General features: G+C 65.4%; 16 protein-coding genes and 1 pseudogene. 6 read left to right on the top strand and 11 right to left on the bottom strand.

What is annotated here, in order from left to right; translation table 11 throughout:
- Window position 1 precedes the first annotated feature (1 nt).
- A complete protein-coding gene (locus tag B4394_RS09040; protein ID WP_078314815.1) occupies window positions 2-1,444 on the top strand; it encodes a CCA tRNA nucleotidyltransferase in 1,443 nt (480 codons plus the stop codon).
- Here B4394_RS09040 and B4394_RS09035 read toward each other — a convergent pair whose 3' ends face one another.
- On the bottom strand, window positions 1,445-2,191 hold the full coding sequence (locus B4394_RS09035; RefSeq protein WP_078314850.1) for a sulfite exporter TauE/SafE family protein: 747 nt from the start codon (window positions 2,189-2,191) through the stop codon (window positions 1,445-1,447).
- A 167-nt stretch (window positions 2,192-2,358) separates the two neighbouring features.
- On the opposite strand from B4394_RS09035, the gene B4394_RS09030 reads away from it, so the two are divergent.
- Window positions 2,359-2,907 (top strand): pullulanase, encoded by a 549-nt coding sequence (locus B4394_RS09030; protein ID WP_078312413.1) that lies wholly within the window; start codon window positions 2,359-2,361, stop codon window positions 2,905-2,907.
- On the opposite strand, the gene B4394_RS09025 is transcribed toward B4394_RS09030, so the two are convergent.
- The 4 genes and pseudogenes from B4394_RS09025 to B4394_RS09010 form a co-directional block, all read right to left on the bottom strand.
- A complete protein-coding gene (locus tag B4394_RS09025; protein ID WP_502688520.1) occupies window positions 2,875-3,612 on the bottom strand; it encodes a phthiocerol/phthiodiolone dimycocerosyl transferase family protein in 738 nt (245 codons plus the stop codon). The two genes, B4394_RS09030 and B4394_RS09025, sit on opposite strands and share 33 nt — an antisense overlap.
- A gap of 316 nt (window positions 3,613-3,928) precedes the next feature.
- Window positions 3,929-4,081: pseudogene (locus B4394_RS25105) on the bottom strand (wyosine base formation domain-containing protein); the annotation flags it as partial.
- A gap of 188 nt (window positions 4,082-4,269) precedes the next feature.
- Complete coding sequence (locus B4394_RS09015; protein WP_078314812.1) at window positions 4,270-5,049, bottom strand: TIGR03084 family metal-binding protein; 780 nt, start codon at window positions 5,047-5,049, stop codon at window positions 4,270-4,272.
- A complete protein-coding gene (locus tag B4394_RS09010) occupies window positions 5,033-6,349 on the bottom strand; it encodes an MFS transporter (RefSeq protein WP_078314811.1) in 1,317 nt (438 codons plus the stop codon). Before B4394_RS09010 ends, B4394_RS09015 begins: the two co-directional genes overlap by 17 nt.
- A 144-nt stretch (window positions 6,350-6,493) precedes the next feature.
- Here B4394_RS09010 and B4394_RS09005 point away from each other — a divergent pair, with 144 nt between their 5' ends.
- Entirely contained in the window at window positions 6,494-7,120 is a 627-nt protein-coding gene (locus tag B4394_RS09005; protein WP_078312410.1) for a YqgE/AlgH family protein, read from the top strand.
- Window positions 7,121-7,122: 2 nt separating this feature from the next.
- On the opposite strand, the gene B4394_RS09000 is transcribed toward B4394_RS09005, so the two are convergent.
- The 4 genes from B4394_RS09000 to B4394_RS08985 all read right to left on the bottom strand — a co-directional run bounded on the left by B4394_RS09000 (window position 7,123) and on the right by B4394_RS08985 (window position 10,860).
- Window positions 7,123-7,956, bottom strand: coding sequence for a DUF4393 domain-containing protein (locus tag B4394_RS09000; RefSeq protein ID WP_078312409.1), 834 nt, complete (start codon window positions 7,954-7,956; stop codon window positions 7,123-7,125).
- Window positions 7,957-7,992: 36 nt separating this feature from the next.
- On the bottom strand, window positions 7,993-9,369 hold the full coding sequence (locus B4394_RS08995) for a hypothetical protein (protein WP_078314810.1): 1,377 nt from the start codon (window positions 9,367-9,369) through the stop codon (window positions 7,993-7,995).
- Between the two features lie 126 nt (window positions 9,370-9,495).
- Entirely contained in the window at window positions 9,496-9,882 is a 387-nt protein-coding gene (locus tag B4394_RS08990; RefSeq protein ID WP_078314809.1) for a hypothetical protein, read from the bottom strand.
- Window positions 9,883-9,912: 30 nt separating this feature from the next.
- Entirely contained in the window at window positions 9,913-10,860 is a 948-nt protein-coding gene (locus tag B4394_RS08985) for an LpqN/LpqT family lipoprotein (RefSeq protein ID WP_078312406.1), read from the bottom strand.
- A gap of 257 nt (window positions 10,861-11,117) precedes the next feature.
- Here B4394_RS08985 and leuS point away from each other — a divergent pair, with 257 nt between their 5' ends.
- Complete coding sequence (leuS, locus tag B4394_RS08975; protein WP_078314808.1) at window positions 11,118-13,997, top strand: leucine--tRNA ligase; 2,880 nt, start codon at window positions 11,118-11,120, stop codon at window positions 13,995-13,997.
- A 56-nt stretch (window positions 13,998-14,053) separates the two neighbouring features.
- Complete coding sequence (locus B4394_RS08970; RefSeq protein ID WP_078314807.1) at window positions 14,054-14,233, top strand: hypothetical protein; 180 nt, start codon at window positions 14,054-14,056, stop codon at window positions 14,231-14,233.
- 1 nt (window position 14,234) lies between these two features.
- Here B4394_RS08970 and B4394_RS08965 read toward each other — a convergent pair whose 3' ends face one another.
- Window positions 14,235-14,900, bottom strand: a complete 666-nt coding sequence (locus tag B4394_RS08965) for an SDR family oxidoreductase (protein WP_078314849.1) — start codon at window positions 14,898-14,900, stop codon at window positions 14,235-14,237.
- Between the two features lie 120 nt (window positions 14,901-15,020).
- Between B4394_RS08965 and ggh the strand changes: the two genes are divergently transcribed.
- Window positions 15,021-16,361 carry a glucosylglycerate hydrolase gene (gene ggh / locus B4394_RS08960; RefSeq protein ID WP_078312402.1) on the top strand — a complete coding sequence of 447 codons (1,341 nt, stop codon included), beginning with the start codon at window positions 15,021-15,023 and terminating at the stop codon, window positions 16,359-16,361.
- Window positions 16,362-16,364: 3 nt separating this feature from the next.
- Here ggh and B4394_RS08955 read toward each other — a convergent pair whose 3' ends face one another.
- Window positions 16,365-16,838 (bottom strand): Lrp/AsnC family transcriptional regulator, encoded by a 474-nt coding sequence (locus tag B4394_RS08955; RefSeq protein ID WP_078312464.1) that lies wholly within the window; start codon window positions 16,836-16,838, stop codon window positions 16,365-16,367.
- Window positions 16,839-16,982: the final 144 nt, after the last annotated feature.

Here is a 16,982-nt window from a genome sequence, read left to right as displayed (position 1 = left end):
CGTGCCCGAATCGATACCGACCACCGAACTGTTGGCGACCGCCGCAGTGACCCTGAACCGGCACCAGAAGATGCTGTCGGAGTTAGGCGCGCTCTTCGATTCGGCGGGCTTTGACCTCTATCTGGTGGGCGGCACTGTCCGCGACGCCCTGCTGGGCAAGTTGGGCACCGATCTGGACTTCACCACCGATGCTCGCCCCGAGCAGGTGCAGGAATTGGTGACCGGCTGGGCCGAGGCCATCTGGGATACCGGTATCGCCTTCGGCACCATCGGGGTGGCACGCAAGGGGCAGCGGGTGGAGATCACCACGTTCCGCAGCGACAGCTATGACCAGCAGACGCGCAATCCCGAGGTGGTTTTCGGCGACAGCCTCGAAGGCGATCTGGTGCGCAGAGATTTCACCGTCAACGCGATGGCGGTCAAGATCGGGCCGGACGGCCCCGGAGAATTCTGCGATCCGCTCCATGGGCTGGAGGCACTGCGCGCCGGGGTGCTCGATACCCCGGCGGCTCCGGAGATTTCCTTCGGAGATGACCCGCTGCGCATGCTGCGGGCGGCCCGGTTCGTCGCGCAGCTCGGGTTCACGGTGGCGCCGCGGGTGCTGGCGGCGCTGGATGCGATGTCCAGCCAATTGGGCCGGATAACCGTCGAACGAGTGCAGGTCGAGCTGGACAAGTTGATCCTGGGTGCGCATCCGGTCGCCGGAATCGATCTGCTGGTGGACAGTGGACTGGGCGCGGTGGTGCTGCCCGAGGTCGGCGAGATGCAGCTGACCATCGACGAACACCACCAGCACAAGGACGTGTACCGCCACTCGCTGACGGTGCTGGAGCAGGCCGTGGATCTCGAAGACGAGGGCCCCGATCTGGTGCTGCGGTGGGCGGCCTTGCTGCACGACATCGGTAAGCCGGCCACCCGCCGGCACGAGGACGGCGGCGGGGTGAGCTTTCACCACCACGAGGTTGTCGGGGCCAAGATGGTGCGCAAGCGGATGCGCGCTCTCAAGTACTCCAAGCAGATGGTCGACGACGTGTCGCAGCTGGTGTATCTGCATCTGCGGTTCCACGGGTATGGGGACGGCAAGTGGACCGATTCGGCGGTGCGCCGGTACGTCACGGATGCCGGTCCGTTGCTGCCCCGGCTGCACAAGCTGGTGCGCGCGGACTGTACGACGCGGAACAAGCGGCGTGCGGCCCGGCTGCAGGCCAACTATGACGGGCTCGAGGAGCGAATCTCCGAGCTGACCGCTCAGGAGGATCTGGCGCGGGTGCGGCCCGATCTCGACGGCAACGCGATCATGGAGCTGCTGGGTGTTCCCGCCGGACCGATTGTGGGACAGGCCTGGCGGTTCTTGAAGGAGCTCAGGCTGGAACGGGGTCCACTCGACCACGACGAGGCGGTCGAGGCGCTGCAGGAATGGTGGGCGGCCCGCGACGGCTCCTGATCAGCCGAGCATGTCGTAGCCGAGCTTGCCGACCATCACCACGACAACCACCAGCAGCACCAGCCGGACAAACCCGGCCCCGCGTCCGAGTGCCATATGCGCACCGAGCTGAGCGCCCGCGATGTTCGCGACACCGAGCGCCAGCCCTAGCAGCCACAGCACATGGCCCTGCGAGGCGAAGACGATGAGCGCCCCCACGTTGGTTCCGGAGTTGAGCACCTTGGCGGTGGCCGAGCTTTCCAGGAAGGTCATCCCCGAGACGGCGGTCAACGTGATGATCATGAAGGTCCCGGTGCCTGGGCCCATGATGCCGTCGTAGAACGCGATGAGAACGGCGGCCACTGCGAGGGCGGTGAGGGTGGCGGTCTTGGTGCGCACGGTGTCTGTGGCGGAGGTTCCAAACTGGGGGCGTGTCGCGACAAACACCCCGACAGCCAGCAGGAGGACCAGCACCACGGGCTTGAAGACGGACACCGGTAGCCGCGAGGCGGTGTAGGCACCGGCACTGGAGAACGCCGCCGCGACGACGAAGGCTCCGAGTAGCGCGCGCCAGTTCAAGGGCGTCTTGGGGAAGAGCCGGATAGCCGCCGATGCGGTACCCGACAGCGCGGCGAGTTTATTGGTGCCCAGCGCGGTCGCCGGGGTCATCCCGGGGAAGACGAGCAGCAACACCGGGATGAGAACGAGTCCGCCACCACCCACAACCGCGTCGACCCAGCCGGCGGCGGCCGCTGCACTGAGAAGCAGCGTGAGCGTAGGGGCATCCACAGGGTCAGAGATTACGGATGGAACCGAATCGCTGTGGTTCCCCTCCTATCTATGTGAACCGAAATCAGCGAACGTTCTGTCCGGGTGGTTATCCACATGCCCGAAGAGGACGGAACGCCCGGGCTCGTCGGGGGCTCGTATCAGATATGGACTACTGCCTTGGTGGGGGAGACGGGGTCGTCACGGCGTGGGAAGCGCCACCCAATGTCGACCTGGACGGTGACGGGATTCTCGACGCGGTGCGCCTGGATTTCGATGGCGACGGGTTGTTCGACGACGTGATGTGGGATGCCGACGGTGACGGATCGGCCGACCACAGCGTCCTCGATGTGGACAACGACGGCAGGCCTGAGGCGTACTTCACCGATGATGGCTTGGGCACGTGGGCGTTTCACGTGGAACGAAGCGGATCGATCAGCTGGTTCGGTCTGGACGGTGTCGAACACACCGGTGGCGCAGCCGATGTCGACGGGGATGGCAGACCCGAGCAGCTGCTCGACGTTGATGGCGATGGCGACGCCGAAAGAGCTTTCCGCAACAGCGAATCCGGATCATCCGTCTATGCCGACACTACTGGTGACGGTCGCTGGGATGTCGAGCTTATCGACGTTGACGGCGATGGCGCCGCCGATGCGGCCAGGCCGCTGGGGCCTCCGCGTCCGTCAGCGCAGAATGCGGTCGAAGGCCCGCCCTAGCGCCGCTGTCCACGCGACCGTGGGATCGGACTCGCCGGCCACCCATACCGGATGGTCGAGGCTGAGCCGTCCATCGCAGGTGGTGATGAAGAAGCTCGGCGGAGCAGTTGTGGCTCGACCAGTGCGCAGGCCGCCTGCGGAGGCCCGAAAGTCGTCGACTCGCAGTTCGTCGGGCAGGCGCAACGCGGGAATGCGTCCCCAGTTCGTGACCATGAGGGGATTCGATATGGGCTCTCGCCAGATATCTCGCGGCGAAAGCAACGCGCGATGCGTTGTGCGGCGGGTGAGGCCTTCGGCGAGAGAGTCCAACACAGCGTGTCCGATGCGCGCGGGGTCATCCTGCACCCCGATCTCGACGGCCGTAGTGTCCGAGCCCTGGATGACGGTCCCCGCCTCGGCCGCGAGGGGCGGCCCCACCCGCGCACGCAGATCCACCGAGGACACCACGCCGTATTCTTCTGACCCGTTCGATCCGGAAAGGTCGTGAGCGGCAATCACAATCGCGGCGCAAACGATGCCGTGCACCGTGAGACCCGCCGCATGAGCGGCGGCGAATAGTCGTGCGGTGTCGTGGTGCCCGAGACGGGTGCGTCCATGCCGGACCGTCACAGCAGCGGCGGCTTCGCGCGGGACCTCCGGTGGATCCGATTTCTGCGGCTCGGGTATGGCGAACCCGCGGTCGGTGAGGAATTGTTCCAGCGACATGGCCAGCGGATGCGCGGCGATCGTCCCGGGCCGGCCCGTCTCGACCACGCGGGTATACAACGCGCACAACGTTTCCAGATAGCGCAGCGAGGCGGCGGCATCGGCGATGCTGTGATGGGTCAGCAGGGTCAAGCGAAAGTCGTTGTCATGCTGGGCCACATCCACGGCGCACACCGCATCGGCGTCGACGACGGTGAAACCCGTCGCGGGCAGGCCGGTGACTGTCCCCACCCGCAGCGCGGGCGCGCGGTGAGCCTGCCGCAGGGCGTAGCCGCGTTCATGGGGAACGATCTCGGCGTTCAGCACCGGATAGCTCGCCAACAGCGCGTCGAAAGCTGTTGTCAGGGCGTCGACAGGTGTCGCCGCCGGGTCCGGTCAGCTCCACGCGGAATGGCTCGGCCGGGGCGGGTAGTGAATGCACCGAGAAGGCGTAGTCCCGGGTTCGAACACCTGCCGCAGGGCGTAGCCGCGTTCATGGGGAACGATCTCGGCGTTCAGCACCGGATAGCTCGCCAACAGCGCGTCGAAAGCTGTTGTCAGGGCGTCGATATCGAGCACGCCGTTTCCGAACGCCGAGTACGCGACGGTGCTGCGATTGCCCGCGAACATCGCCTCCGAGCTATCGAGCAGGCGGTGGAACACCTAACCGAGCAGCTGCTATCCGCGGCCTTCACCGGGCGGGCCGGCGAAGGCCTGTGCGATGGACAGCCACTTCTGTGCGTCCTCGCCGGTGGCCCACAGATCCAGCTCGGCGCGGGGACGGCGCTGGGTCACCAGGTAGCAGAAATCGATCGCGGATCCGGTGACGCGCTGCGCGGCATCTTCGGGACCCCAGGCCCAGGTGTCGCCGCCGGGTCCGGTCAGCTCCACGCGGAATGGCTCGGCCGGGGCGGGTAGTGAATGCACCGAGAAGGCGTAGTCCCGGGTTCGAACACCAAGGTGAGCAATGGATTTCAGCCGAGCGGTGGGCGCGGGAACCACTCCGAGCGCGTCGGCGACGTCAAGCGCGTGCGCCCACGTCTCCATCAGGCGTGCCGTGCCCATGGAGGCGGAGCTCATCGGCGGCCCGTACCAGGGGATCTTCACTCCGTCCGGCACGGCGCGCAGCGCGGCATGCAATTGATTGCGGGTATCGCGCCAGCGGGTGAGCAGCTCGGCCGGAGGGGTCTGCGCGGTCTCCTCGGCGGCCTTGTCCACGAATCCGAAGGGATCGGCCAGCGCCTTGGGCAGCTCGTTGGCGAAGCCCTCCGGATCGGTGACCGCTAGCAGCGACTGCGCGTCGGTCCAATGCAGATGTGCGATCTGGTGGGCGATCGTCCAGCCCGCCGCTGGAGTGTCGCGGGCCCAGTCCTCTGCGGACAGCGGTGCCACGAGGACGTCGAGTCCATCGCTCTCGTCGCGCAGGTCATCGATGACAGCGTCAGCGGTCGAGGTCACGGGCGTGTCCTTCCGGGTCGGTGTGATTCGGTTCGGCCGGGCTGGGCCAAAGGGTCCGGGTCATGTGCACGATCAGGCCGATCAAGTAGATCACTGCACCGGAGAAGGCCAGCCAGTGCGCATGCGCGATGAAGGCGGCGGCCACGCTCATGGCACCGGTGAAGGTCACCCAGAACAACGAGTCCTGCACGGCGAATACGTGTCCGCGCAGGGCGTCATCGACATCGGTCTGCATGCCGACATCGGCGCACAACTTGATCACCTGTCCCGCCATCCCGAGGCCGAACGCGGCACCGAGCACGATGGGCACGTAAAGACCGGAGGCCATCAGCTGCAGGACAACCGCACCGCCAAGAGCCATGCCGAGGGTCCGCCCACGGCCGAATCGCCGCAGCAGGGCCGGGGTGGAGACCGTTCCCAGGAATGAGCCGATACCGGTGCACGCCAGGAACAACGCCGCGGCGCCGATCCCGGCGAACAGCGATGCGTTGTTACGCACCAGGACCAGGACCAGCAAGGTGTTGATGCCGAACACCATGCGGTGGGCGGCCAGACCGATGAGGGCATCAAACACCGAGGGTGTGCTGACGATGGTGCGGGCACCGTGCACCCAGCCGGTGGCCACGGCGTAGACAGCTGAACCGTGCACAGCGCGCACGCTGTCATCCGGGCCCAACCGGTCGCCGGGAAAGCCCGAGGCCACCCAGGCCGCTGCCGTTGCCGGCACGATCACCAGGAAAATGACTGTGGCAGAACCCAAGTCCCCGGCCCCGAAGACGGCGCGCAACATCAGCATGAAGTTGGCACCCGCGAAGGTGGCGGTGGCGCCGACGGCGGTGGCCACCGAGTTCATGGTCGCCACTTGGTCGCGAGGCACCACATGGGGGAGGGCAGCCGATAGACCAGATGTCACGAAGCGGGTGACCCCGTTGACGATCAGCGCACCCAACAGCAGCACCACATCGCCGGCGCTGAAGGCCAGTGCGATGCCGACGAGGGCCACGAGCAGTACCCGGAGCAGGTTGGCGCAGATCAAGACCGCGCGCCGGTCCCATCGGTCCAGTAGCGCACCCGCGAACGGACCGATCGCCGAATAGGGCAGGAACAGCACCGCGAACGCGCCGGCGATGGCCCACGGCTCGGCCTCACGCTCGGGGTTGAACAGCAGCGCCCCCGCCAGCCCCGCCTGAAAGAGTCCATCGCTGAATTGGGTGAGCAGCCGCACCCACACGAGCCGCCCGAAGTCGGGGAGATCCTGGATGGCGTGCCACAAGCTCAGCGGCGAGTGGCGCGCATTCATGTGAGTCGCTTTCGTATGTGGAGATCGGGTTACTCGAAGTACAGGCGGCGGGAATTAGGCGCACCGCTTAACGCCCACACTACAAATGTGTAGCGGTTGGCTGAGCACAAGTCATGAAACGGCAAACGATGTCATGATATTGAGGTGGCGCACGGCGACGAGCCCGAAGAGGGCGAGGCATATGGCGAGGGCTACATCGCGCCGCCCGCACATCGCCTGCGGGCAGGTACCTTACTGGTCGCCAATACCAACCTGTTCGAGCCGACCTTTCGGCGCAGCGTGATCTTCATCGTCGAACACAACGACGGCGGCACGCTGGGTGTGGTGCTCAACCGCCCAAGCGAGACCGCGGTGTACAACGTGTTGCCGCAGTGGGCCAAGCTCGCCAGCAAGCCCAAGACGATGTTCATCGGCGGTCCGGTCAAACGCGATGCGGCGTTGTGTCTGGCGACTCTGCGGGCCGGGGTCAGCATCGAGGGTGTGAAGGGTCTGCGCCACGTGGCGGGCCGTATGGCCATGGTCGATCTGGATGCCGAGCCCGAGGACATCGCCCCGCTGGTGGAGGGTGTCCGGGTTTTCGCCGGTTACTCGGGGTGGACGATCGGTCAGCTGGAGGGCGAGGTTGAGCGCGACGATTGGATCGTGTTGTCCGCGCTGCCGTCCGATGTGCTGACCGATGCGAGCCATGACCTGTGGGCCACAGTGCTGCGGCGGCAGCCGCTGCCGTTGTCGTTGTTGGCGACACACCCCATTGACGTCAGCCGCAACTAGATCTACAGGTCGTCGCCGACCGACGGATCCGGGGGGATGACGGCCCGGCAGAAGTCCTCACCGAATGGCGTCAGGTGGATGCTGCGGCGGACGGTCTTATGCGCACGGCCCGCGCGGCGGCACGCCGCGACCACATCTGGCTGCACCTCCAAGACCTGATAGCGCTCGGCCGCAACCGCTTCCGGAGATGCGCGAACCAGGCCGAGGCGCACGAGGTTGTTGGTGTAAGCGTTATTGCGGTCGGTGTAGCGGCAGCCGGATCGTTCCGCGACCATCGAGAGGCCCTCGGCGATCATCTCCGAGCCGACGTCAAACGGACGGCTGGTGCGTACGTCCACCACCGGCTGTGCGCCGTGCGCGGCCAGGAACCGCAGGATGCGTGCCTCGTCGGGTGCCAGCTGATTGAGAATGCGGGCATAGGCGGGATGGGTGTCCTCAACGTCCGAGACATCGGCTGAGCGCCGCAGCAATTCGGCACCCCGGCGGCGCAATTCGTCGCAGTCGGGCGAACCCGACTCGGTGATGTCGATGGTGACCCGAGACGGTGCGGGCCGTTGTGGCTTGGTGATGGTGAGTCCGGTGGAATCGGTGGGCAGCTGCAACGCGTCTCGCACGGCACCCAGGACATGCTCGGTGGCCGACAGGGCGATATCGGTGGCCGACCGGCCGGCCCGGACGTCGTCGATGATCTTGGTGCCGGTGGTGGTGGCGATATCGGCCGACCACTTCACGCCGCGCCACCAGGTTTTCGCGGCCAGCATGGCCACGCCCTGGACAACGCGATCGGGCCGCAGCGGCTGATTGTTGTGCGCGGGTACGGGCGTGTTATTGCTCATCGGGCATCATCTTGTCAGGTCGATTCGGGACACGTGTCACCCTGCTGGCGGGAAGATGAGCAGGTGGGCCAGGCCGCCGGCCGCACCGAGGACGGCGCCGTGTACGAAGAGCAACCACTCGTCCTGTTTGACCGCCGAGCGCAGCAACTCGTTGAAATCATCGAGTGAGAGCTTGTGCATCTGGGTCGAGACGAAGGCGCCGATCTTGCCTTGGCGCTGTTTGTTGAACTCCGGATCGGAAAACGCCAAGGGCGCGAATTCGGTTGCCTCGATGGTGACGGACTCGGTGATCTGGTCGTATTGGCGCCGACCAACGGCTACTCGAATGGCGCGGCGGGCAGGCCCAAGCGCTTGCTCCAGCGCCGGCCGGATGCCGTCGGCCAGCATCTGCCGGGTGCGGTCCGACCGCGGTCCGTTGAGCATCTCGTTACCGATGTTCTCCAGGGTGATGACGTTCTCGGAGATGGTGCGGGCGTACTCCTCTGAGATCTCCGACTTGCGCTTGATGAACAGACCCTGACGCCACGGCACCCACTTGTTGGGATGCACGGGTTCGAAAATCATGGTGATGCCGAGGTAGTTGACGATGTAGCCGATGACGATGCCGCCCAGCGGCAGCACGATCCACGGTGTCCACCAGTGGTGCGGAACCGAATGCAGGATCGCGACGAGAACGAAGCCCATGGGGTAGCCGAAGTAGAAACCGAAGTTCTGCATGAACTGCAGCTCTTTGTGCCCCATGGTCCGGAAGATGTCGTTGAGCAGCTTGGGATGAGCGGTGAGGTATCGGATGATCATCAGCTTGGCGTCGACGAGTTGCCCGATGTTCTCGCCGATTTGATCGGTCATGTTCTTGACGATCTGCGGCAGCTGATTCTCGATGCGCTTGAACATCATCTCCCGCAATGCCGGTGGCAGGTTGTGCCACAGCTGCGGGTCCTCGCGTTCCATGATCTTGGTGATGACGCTGCGGATCTCTGTTTTGGCAATCAGTGCAAGGTGATTCGCGATGAGGTCCGGTTCGAGCTGCTCGTAGAAGTCCGAGATGCTACCGAGCTTGGCAAGGCTCTTGTCGACGGCGATGCTGGCCATCTTTTCCGCACGTGACGGCACAATGCCCTGCCATCCGAACCGTCCGTCGGAGGTGATGGCGGGGATGACCTGTACGCGGCGAGGCAGGAAGGCGTACAGGGTGCGCAGCCCGGGGATGCGCCAGCCGTAGAAACGCAAGGGTGCGAACAGCATCAGCACACCGGTCCAGTTGGTGATGTACCCGATGATGCCGGTGAACAACGGCACGGTGAGCAGATCCACCATCAGTTGGTCGTCGCGATAGATGTACGCGGCGATACCGGAAGCGAGCGTGAGAACACCAACGAGGATGAACTTGACCATCTGCTTGGTGTCTTTCACGGCTCCCTTTCTGACCACACCTGTCTACGAGTGCCCGGGAACATAACACCAAAAAATGGGCCGACATGGGCGAATACGGATCACATTCAGATGAGGTAGCGCCGACGTGTCTAAAGATTGGACATGTCAGGGCCGCGCGCACACGGATGAGCCGCTTGCGCCAAGACCGTCACGGCCGGAAGCGGTGGCACTGGGGCAGCCGCCGCAGGAACTACCGCAGCCGCCCGAGGACGACATCTGTTGTGCGGCGGTGGTGTATCGCGCGACCTGCCAGGCTGCCGCACCCATTGTCGCGATGGCAGCGGCGCCACATACCACCAGTCCCACCAAACCAATTGCGGTGGAACCGAATAGTGCGGCAAGCGCGCCGGCAGCGAGGATCACGGCGGCCGCCGCCTGGGCGGGTGCGAGCATGCGCTGAGGGCTGCCGTGCGGTGCCCGCAGGAACGCCGCCACGGACAGCGCAGCCAGCAGCCCGGCCAGGGCAATGGTCACGAGGGCGGCGATCAACACCCGCTCAGTTTAAGCGGGATGCGAGGCCGGTTATGCCGCGGGCGGCGCCGGTGGGATCAGCGGAGGCAGGGTGGGCAGGGGTGGCAGTCCCGGAACCCCCGGCGCCGGCGAAGGCGGTGCGTTGGGGTCCGCGGGCACGGGCGCCCCCGGAGCAGGCGTGACGGGCGCGCCGGGCACGGCGTCCGGGTCGGCGAGCGCATTGGGATCGGCCGCCGGCGCGGTGACCGGCGCGGCATCTCCGAAACGCAGCCCGTTGACGATCAGGTCGGTGGCGGGAGCTTCGGCGATGGCGTTGCCCACGGTCGTGGTGACGGCCAGCTGGACCAGGTACCGGTCTTTACCTTGCGTGATGATCGCGGCCCGGCGCGAGGTGTTGAGGGTCTCACCGTCCTGACGGAAGGTGCCTTCCACGATCGAGGACGGGGCGCCCTGGTAGGTGACCAGCGAGGCGTCGGTCGGCTGCCAGCCCTGCAGCGACTTGACCTCGACGGGACCATGGGACACGGCCTCGTTGGTGTCGAACTCGCCGACAAGCTTGCTCATCGTGACCTGTGCGTTGGACTGGTAGAGCCCGGTGCCGTTGGCCTTGCTGACAATCACCTGGTAGGCGTTGGGGACATTGGGATCGGGCACGTTCGCCCAGTTGTTCGGTATCGGGATGCTGATGCGGGGTGCGCCGTGGCTGTTCTTGGTCAGCGGTTCCAGCTTGACGTTCTTGGAAGCGAAGAACTCCGCAAGCGTGCCCTCGTTGGCGGGTGCGAGCCCGCTGATCGGCGCGGAAGGCTGCAGCGGATTCGTTGACGCCGTGGGCGCCGCCGCCGGTGCGACGGGAGCCGACGTGGCGGCGTTCGGAGTGGCCACCGGTGCCGGGGGCACAGGCTGTGGGTCCGCCAGCGCGATGGCGGTAGTCCCGGCGAGCAGCGCCGCAACGGAGGCCGTGGCCGCCGCGAACCTGACTGAATACCGTTTGGTCGTCACCTTCTTTGTCCTTCCGGCTCTGTCCAATGCGTTGTGTGAGTTGTCTGCGCGTTGTGGACGACAACCGTGAACGCGGAGGTGTCGACCGCGATGTCGACAGGCAGGTTCTCGGTTGTGGCGGTCCCGAAGTTAATGAGCGCAGCTGAGAAACCACCCCGGACACCCCCGGAAGTGGCCGGATTGTGACCAGAGTGATTAACTCTCGTCGCCAAAGCGGCGATTTCTGTTCGCTGAGCTGCCGCATTTACCCTTGATGCGTGACTGAAGCCCAGCAGGACGCCGGCAGAGCTATTGAGGAAACCGCTGAATTCCCCAAGCATCGCTACTCGGCGCAGCTCGCTGGGCAGATCGAGCGCGACTGGCAACAGAGCTGGGCCGACCGCGGCACCTTCCACGTCCCGAACCCAGTGGGGGCGCTGGCACCGGCCGACGGCACCCCGATTCCCGCGGACAAGATGTTTGTCCAGGACATGTTCCCGTACCCGTCCGGTGAGGGGCTGCACGTCGGACACCCGCTGGGCTACATCGCGACGGATGTCTATGCCCGCTTTCACCGGATGCGCGGCGCCAACGTGCTGCACGCACTGGGGTTCGATGCGTTCGGGTTGCCCGCCGAGCAGTACGCGGTGCAGACCGGCACACACCCGCGGGTGCGCACCGAGGCCAACATCGTCAACTACAAGCGTCAGCTGGGGCGGCTCGGACTGGGCCATGACTCACGCCGCAGCTTCGCGACCACCGACGTCGACTTCTATAAGTGGACTCAGTGGATTTTCCTGCAGATCTACAACGCCTGGTACGACGTCGATGCCCAGCGGGCCCGCCGCATCGACGAGCTGATAGCCGAATTCGATTCCGGTGTACGTACGCCTGCCGACGGCACGGTGTGGGGCGAGCTGAGCGATGGCGAGCGCGCCGACCTCGTCGACTCATACCGCCTCGTGTACCAATCGGATTCGATGGTGAACTGGTGTCCTGGACTGGGCACCGTGCTGGCCAACGAAGAGGTCACCTCGGATGGCCGCAGCGAGCGCGGCAACTTCCCAGTTTTCCGTAAGCGGTTGCGGCAGTGGATGATGCGCATCACCGCGTACTCCGACCGGCTTATCGAAGACCTGGAATACCTGGACTGGCCCGACAAGGTCAAGGCGATCCAGCGCAACTGGATCGGCCGATCACAGGGCGCGTCTGTGTTGTTCCCCGTTGCGGGCGTGGGCGATATCGAGGTGTTCACGACCAGACCCGACACACTGTTCGGTGCCACCTACCTGGTGCTGGCCCCTGAGCACCCGCTGGTCGATTCGCTGGTCGGTGACAGCTGGCCGGAAGGGACCGACGCGAGGTGGACCGGTGGTCAGGACTCGCCGCATGCGGCGATCGACCAGTACCGGCGCTCCATCGCGGCCAAGAGCGATCTGGAACGTCAAGAGAACAAAGAAAAGACAGGCGTATTCACCGGCGTGCATGCGACGAATCCGGTGAGTGGTGATCCGGTGCCGGTCTTCATCGCGGACTATGTGCTGGTGGGCTACGGCACGGGCGCCATCATGGCGGTGCCGGGGCATGACCAGCGCGACTGGGATTTTGCGCACGCCTTTGGTTTGCCTGTGCGGGAGGTGATTTCCGGTGGTGATGTCACGGAGGCCGCATACACGGGTGACGGCGTGCTGGTGAACTCCGACTACCTGAACGGGCTGGACGTCGTCGCGGCGAAGGCCGAGGTGACCCGCCGGCTGGTCAACGACGGACACGGCGAATCACGCATCGAATACAAGCTGCGCGACTGGCTCTTCGCGCGTCAGCGCTACTGGGGCGAGCCGTTCCCGATCGTCTACGGCGAGGACGGGCGACCGCACGCGCTGGGCGAGGACGTGCTGCCCGTCGAACTGCCAGAGGTCGAGGACTACGCACCGGTGTCCTTCGATCCCGACGACGCGTCGACCGAACCGTCGCCCCCCCTTTCCAAGGCCACCGATTGGGTGAGCGTCGAGCTGGACCTGGGAGACGGACTCAAGCAGTACTCGCGGGATACCAACGTGATGCCACAGTGGGCTGGCAGCTCGTGGTATGAGCTGCGCTACGCGGACCCCGACAACGCGGAAGCCTTCTGCGACAAGGAAAACGAGGCCTACTGGCTGGGTCCACGCCCGGCCGAGCACGGTCCGAATGATCCCGGTGGCGTCGACCTGTACGTCGGCGGCATGGAGCACGCCGTGCTGCACCTGCTGTACTCGCGGTTCTGGCACAAGGTTCTCTACGACCTCGGGCACGTCAGTTCCCGGGAACCGTATCGACGGCTGCTGAACCAGGGCTACATCCAGGCCTACGCCTACACGGACGCGCGCGGCATGTATGTCCCGGCCGCCGAGGTGGTTGAGGAGGGCGGAACGTTCTTCTGGGCCGGTCCGGAGGGGAAAGTCGAGGTGAAACAAGAGTTCGGCAAGATCGGTAAGAGCCTCAAGAACTCGATCTCACCGGATGACATTTGCGACAACTACGGTGCCGACACCCTGCGTGTGTACGAGATGTCAATGGGCCCTCTGGAGCTGTCACGCCCTTGGGCGACGAAGGATGTCGTTGGCGCACATCGGTTCCTGCAGCGGGTGTGGCGTGCGGTGATCGATGAGGAGACCGGCGAGATCCGAGTTACCGACGACGACCTGACGAGTGAAGACACGCTGCGGGCGCTGCACAAGACGATCGCTGGAGTCACCGAAGACTATGCGGCCCTGCGTAATAACACCGCTGCGGCCAAGTTGATCGAGTACACCAACCACCTCACCAAGGAGTACCCGGAGGGTGCCCCGCGCGCGGCGGTGGAACCACTGGTGCTGCTGCTCGCGCCACTGGCGCCGCACCTGGCCGAGGAGCTGTGGAGCCAGCTCGGGCGCGACGTGTCGTTGGCCCACGGGCCCTTCCCGGAATCCGATGAGCGATGGCTGGTGGCCGACACTGTCGAGTACCCGATCCAGGTGAACGGCAAGGTACGCGGCCGCATCACGGTTGCTGCCGATGCACCGGCGGACGATATCGAGGCGGCGGCGCTCGCCGAGGAGAAGGTGCTGGAGTTCCTGGCGGGTGCCACTCCGAAGAAGGTCATCGTGGTGCCGGGTCGCATGGTGAATCTGGTCGTCTAGGGCGCTCGCTCAGATAGAGCCTTCCATTTCAAGATCACGGGGGCCAGGATGGGCAGATGGACGCACACAATACCGACGCCGGGGTGATGCCGGGTTTGGCGGCCGTTGCCGAGGCGGTCGCAGCCACGATCCGTGCAGGTGATCGCGGTAAGGGTGAATTCCTGGCCTACCTGAATCAGGCGCTGCCATACAGCGACACCTGGTGCCTGCCCCTGCGCCACCGCGACGACAGCTGATTTAGTTCTGCCGCACTACGATCTGGTGCACACGCGCGTCGCGCGGAAGGTTCACGGCATCGGCGACCAGCTGCGCCACGGACTCGGGCCGCATGTAGTCGGCCGGATCGTACGCGCGCCCTTCATGTTCGGTGAGCTCTTGCTGCATGGGTGTGCTGATCCGGCCGGGATGCACCGAGGTCACCCGAAGCAGCGGTTCCTCGGCGCGGAGCACATCGGCGAATCCGCGCAACGCGAACTTGCTCGTCGAGTACGAGCCGATGCCCGGGTGTGCGTTGATCCCCGCTCCGGAATTGATGAAGACCACGTCGCCCTGCGCCGCGCGCAGGGCGGGAAGAAGCGCCTGGGTGAGCGCTACCGGTGCTAATACATTGACCTCAAAGGTCTTTCGCCAGTCGGCCAGCTTCGAGTCGGCGATCGTCGCCGGGTAGGAAACCCCGGCGTTGTGCACCAGTAGGTCGAGTTCGCCGATATCGGCAGCGGCCGTCAGCACCGCGTTCTCGTCGCCCAGGTCAACCGGCCACGCGGTCGCGCCCAATCCCGCGGCCAACTCGTCGAGCCGTCCGGAGGGCCGTCCACCAAGCAGGAGTGCATGTGTAGGGGCGAGTGCGCGCGCGATCGCGGCGCCGAGTCCGCCGCTTGCGCCGGTGATGAGAGCCAGGGGCATGCGCGCCAGGCTAGCCTCCTTCCGCCAAATGTCGACCTCGGGCGGCTTCTCCTGGCACTTTCGCACCGAAACTGCGCTTTCGGCGAGAGGGAATGGCGGGGTACGCCGCACAATGGACGGATGCCATCCCACCCGATGTTCACTCCCACGCAGCTGGCCGCGCGTGCGGCGTACCTGCTCAGAGGAAATGACCGGGGAACGATGACCAGTGCCGCACCCAAGCTGTACCCGCATATGTGGAGTTGGGACGCGGCGTTTGTGGCGGTGGGGCTGGCGCCGCTGAGCGTCGAACGTGCCGTCACCGAACTCGACACCCTGCTCTCCGCGCAATGGGCCAACGGGATGATCCCGCATATTGTCTTCGCCAATGGTGTCGACGGCTACTTTCCCGGGCCGGCACGCTGGCAGACTTCGACACTGGCCGCGAACGCGCCGTCGAACTATCAGACCTCGGGTATCACCCAGCCGCCAGTACATGCCATAGCGGTGCAACGCATTTTGGACCACGCGCGCCGCCGGGGCCGTAGTGCCCGGGGGATCGCCGAGGCCTTCCTGGACCGGCGCTGGGCCGACTTGATGCGGTGGCATCGTTGGCTCGCGGAGGCGCGAGATCAGAACCAGCACGGTCGAATCACCCTGTACCACGGGTGGGAATCGGGGATGGACAACTCGCCGCGTTGGGACAGCGCGTACGCCAATGTGGTTCCGGGCGAGCTGCCGCCGTATGTGCGGGAGGACACCGCGATCATCACCGACGCCTCGCAGCGCCCCAAGGACGCCGAGTACGACGTGTACCTCTGGCTGCTCGAAGAGATGAAATCGGTGGGGTACGACGATGCCCGCCTGCCGGACGTGATGAGTTTCGTCATGGAGGACGTGTTCGTCTCGGCCATCTTCGCGGTGGCCTGCGAGGTGCTGGCCACCATCGGCGAGGAGCACGCCCGGCCGCGCGCTGATGTGCGCGAACTGCACGGCTGGGCCGATCGATTCCGGCGTGGAGTTGTCGATACCACCGAGGAACGTAGCGGTGCGGCAAGGGATTTCGATGTCAAGACCGGGAAGTGGGTGGCAACCGACACGGTGGCCATGTTCGCGCCGCTGCTCTCCGGTGGTCTGCCGCGCCCGCAGGAGCTGGCACTGCTGAGGCTGTTGGAGGGTCCGCGATTCTGCGGTCATCCTGACCTGCGATACGCGCTGGTCCCGTCGACGTCGCCGGTGTCTCGGGACTTCCGTCCGCGCGAGTATTGGCGGGGTCCGGTCTGGCCGGTGCTCACCTGGCTGTTCTGTTGGGCGTTCGAGCGGCGCGGATGGAGTGAACGTGCGTTCCTGCTACGGCAGGAAGGATTGCGTCAGGCGGGTGACGGATCCTTTGCGGAGTACTACGAGCCGTTTACCGGCGAGCCGTTGGGCAGCATGCAGCAATCCTGGACGGCCGCAGCGGTTCTGGACTGGCTGGGCTGAGCATCAGTCCTGCCCGGCGAGGCGGCGCAGCAGTGGGGTCATCCGGAATGCGACCAATTCGTGCATCGCGATCGCGATGGACGTGCGGGTGATGCCCGGGATATCGAGGATGTTTCCCGCGATGCGGTAGAGGTCGTCGCTGTCGACCGCCACCACCTTGATCATCAGGTCATCGGCGCCCGCCAGGCCGTGTACCTGCACGATCTCCGGTACGTCGGCGAGCGCTACTCCGATGGTTCTCAGCTGGTGCTGGTCGATGCGAGCCGTCACGTAGGCCGTCATGGGATAGCCCATCGCCCGCGGCACGATCTGGTGGTCGATACCGGCTAGCGCTTCGTGCTGGTCCCAACGGGTGAGCCGTGCCTGCACGGTGTTGCGGGACAGATTCAGACGCTGCGCCAGCTCCACTCCGGACGCGCGGGGTGTTTGCGTGAGCGCGAGTAACAACTTGGCGTCGGTGGCGTCGAGAGTGGTCATAGCGCGCAGTATCGCACAGAACGGCACGGCAATTATGGGCAGAATGCGCAATGTGACACGCATCGGTTGCGCAGTATGACTATCTGATGCACTGTGAGTCATGACACAACCACAGGGTGGTGGTCATCGGTAGGCGGTGCTTCA

The organism is Mycobacterium sp. D16Q16 (assembly GCF_002013745.1).
Lineage (GTDB): Bacteria > Actinomycetota > Actinomycetes > Mycobacteriales > Mycobacteriaceae > Mycobacterium.
The sequence above is the reverse complement of the archived record's forward strand: the minus strand, read 5'-3'. Positions and strand labels throughout refer to the sequence as shown.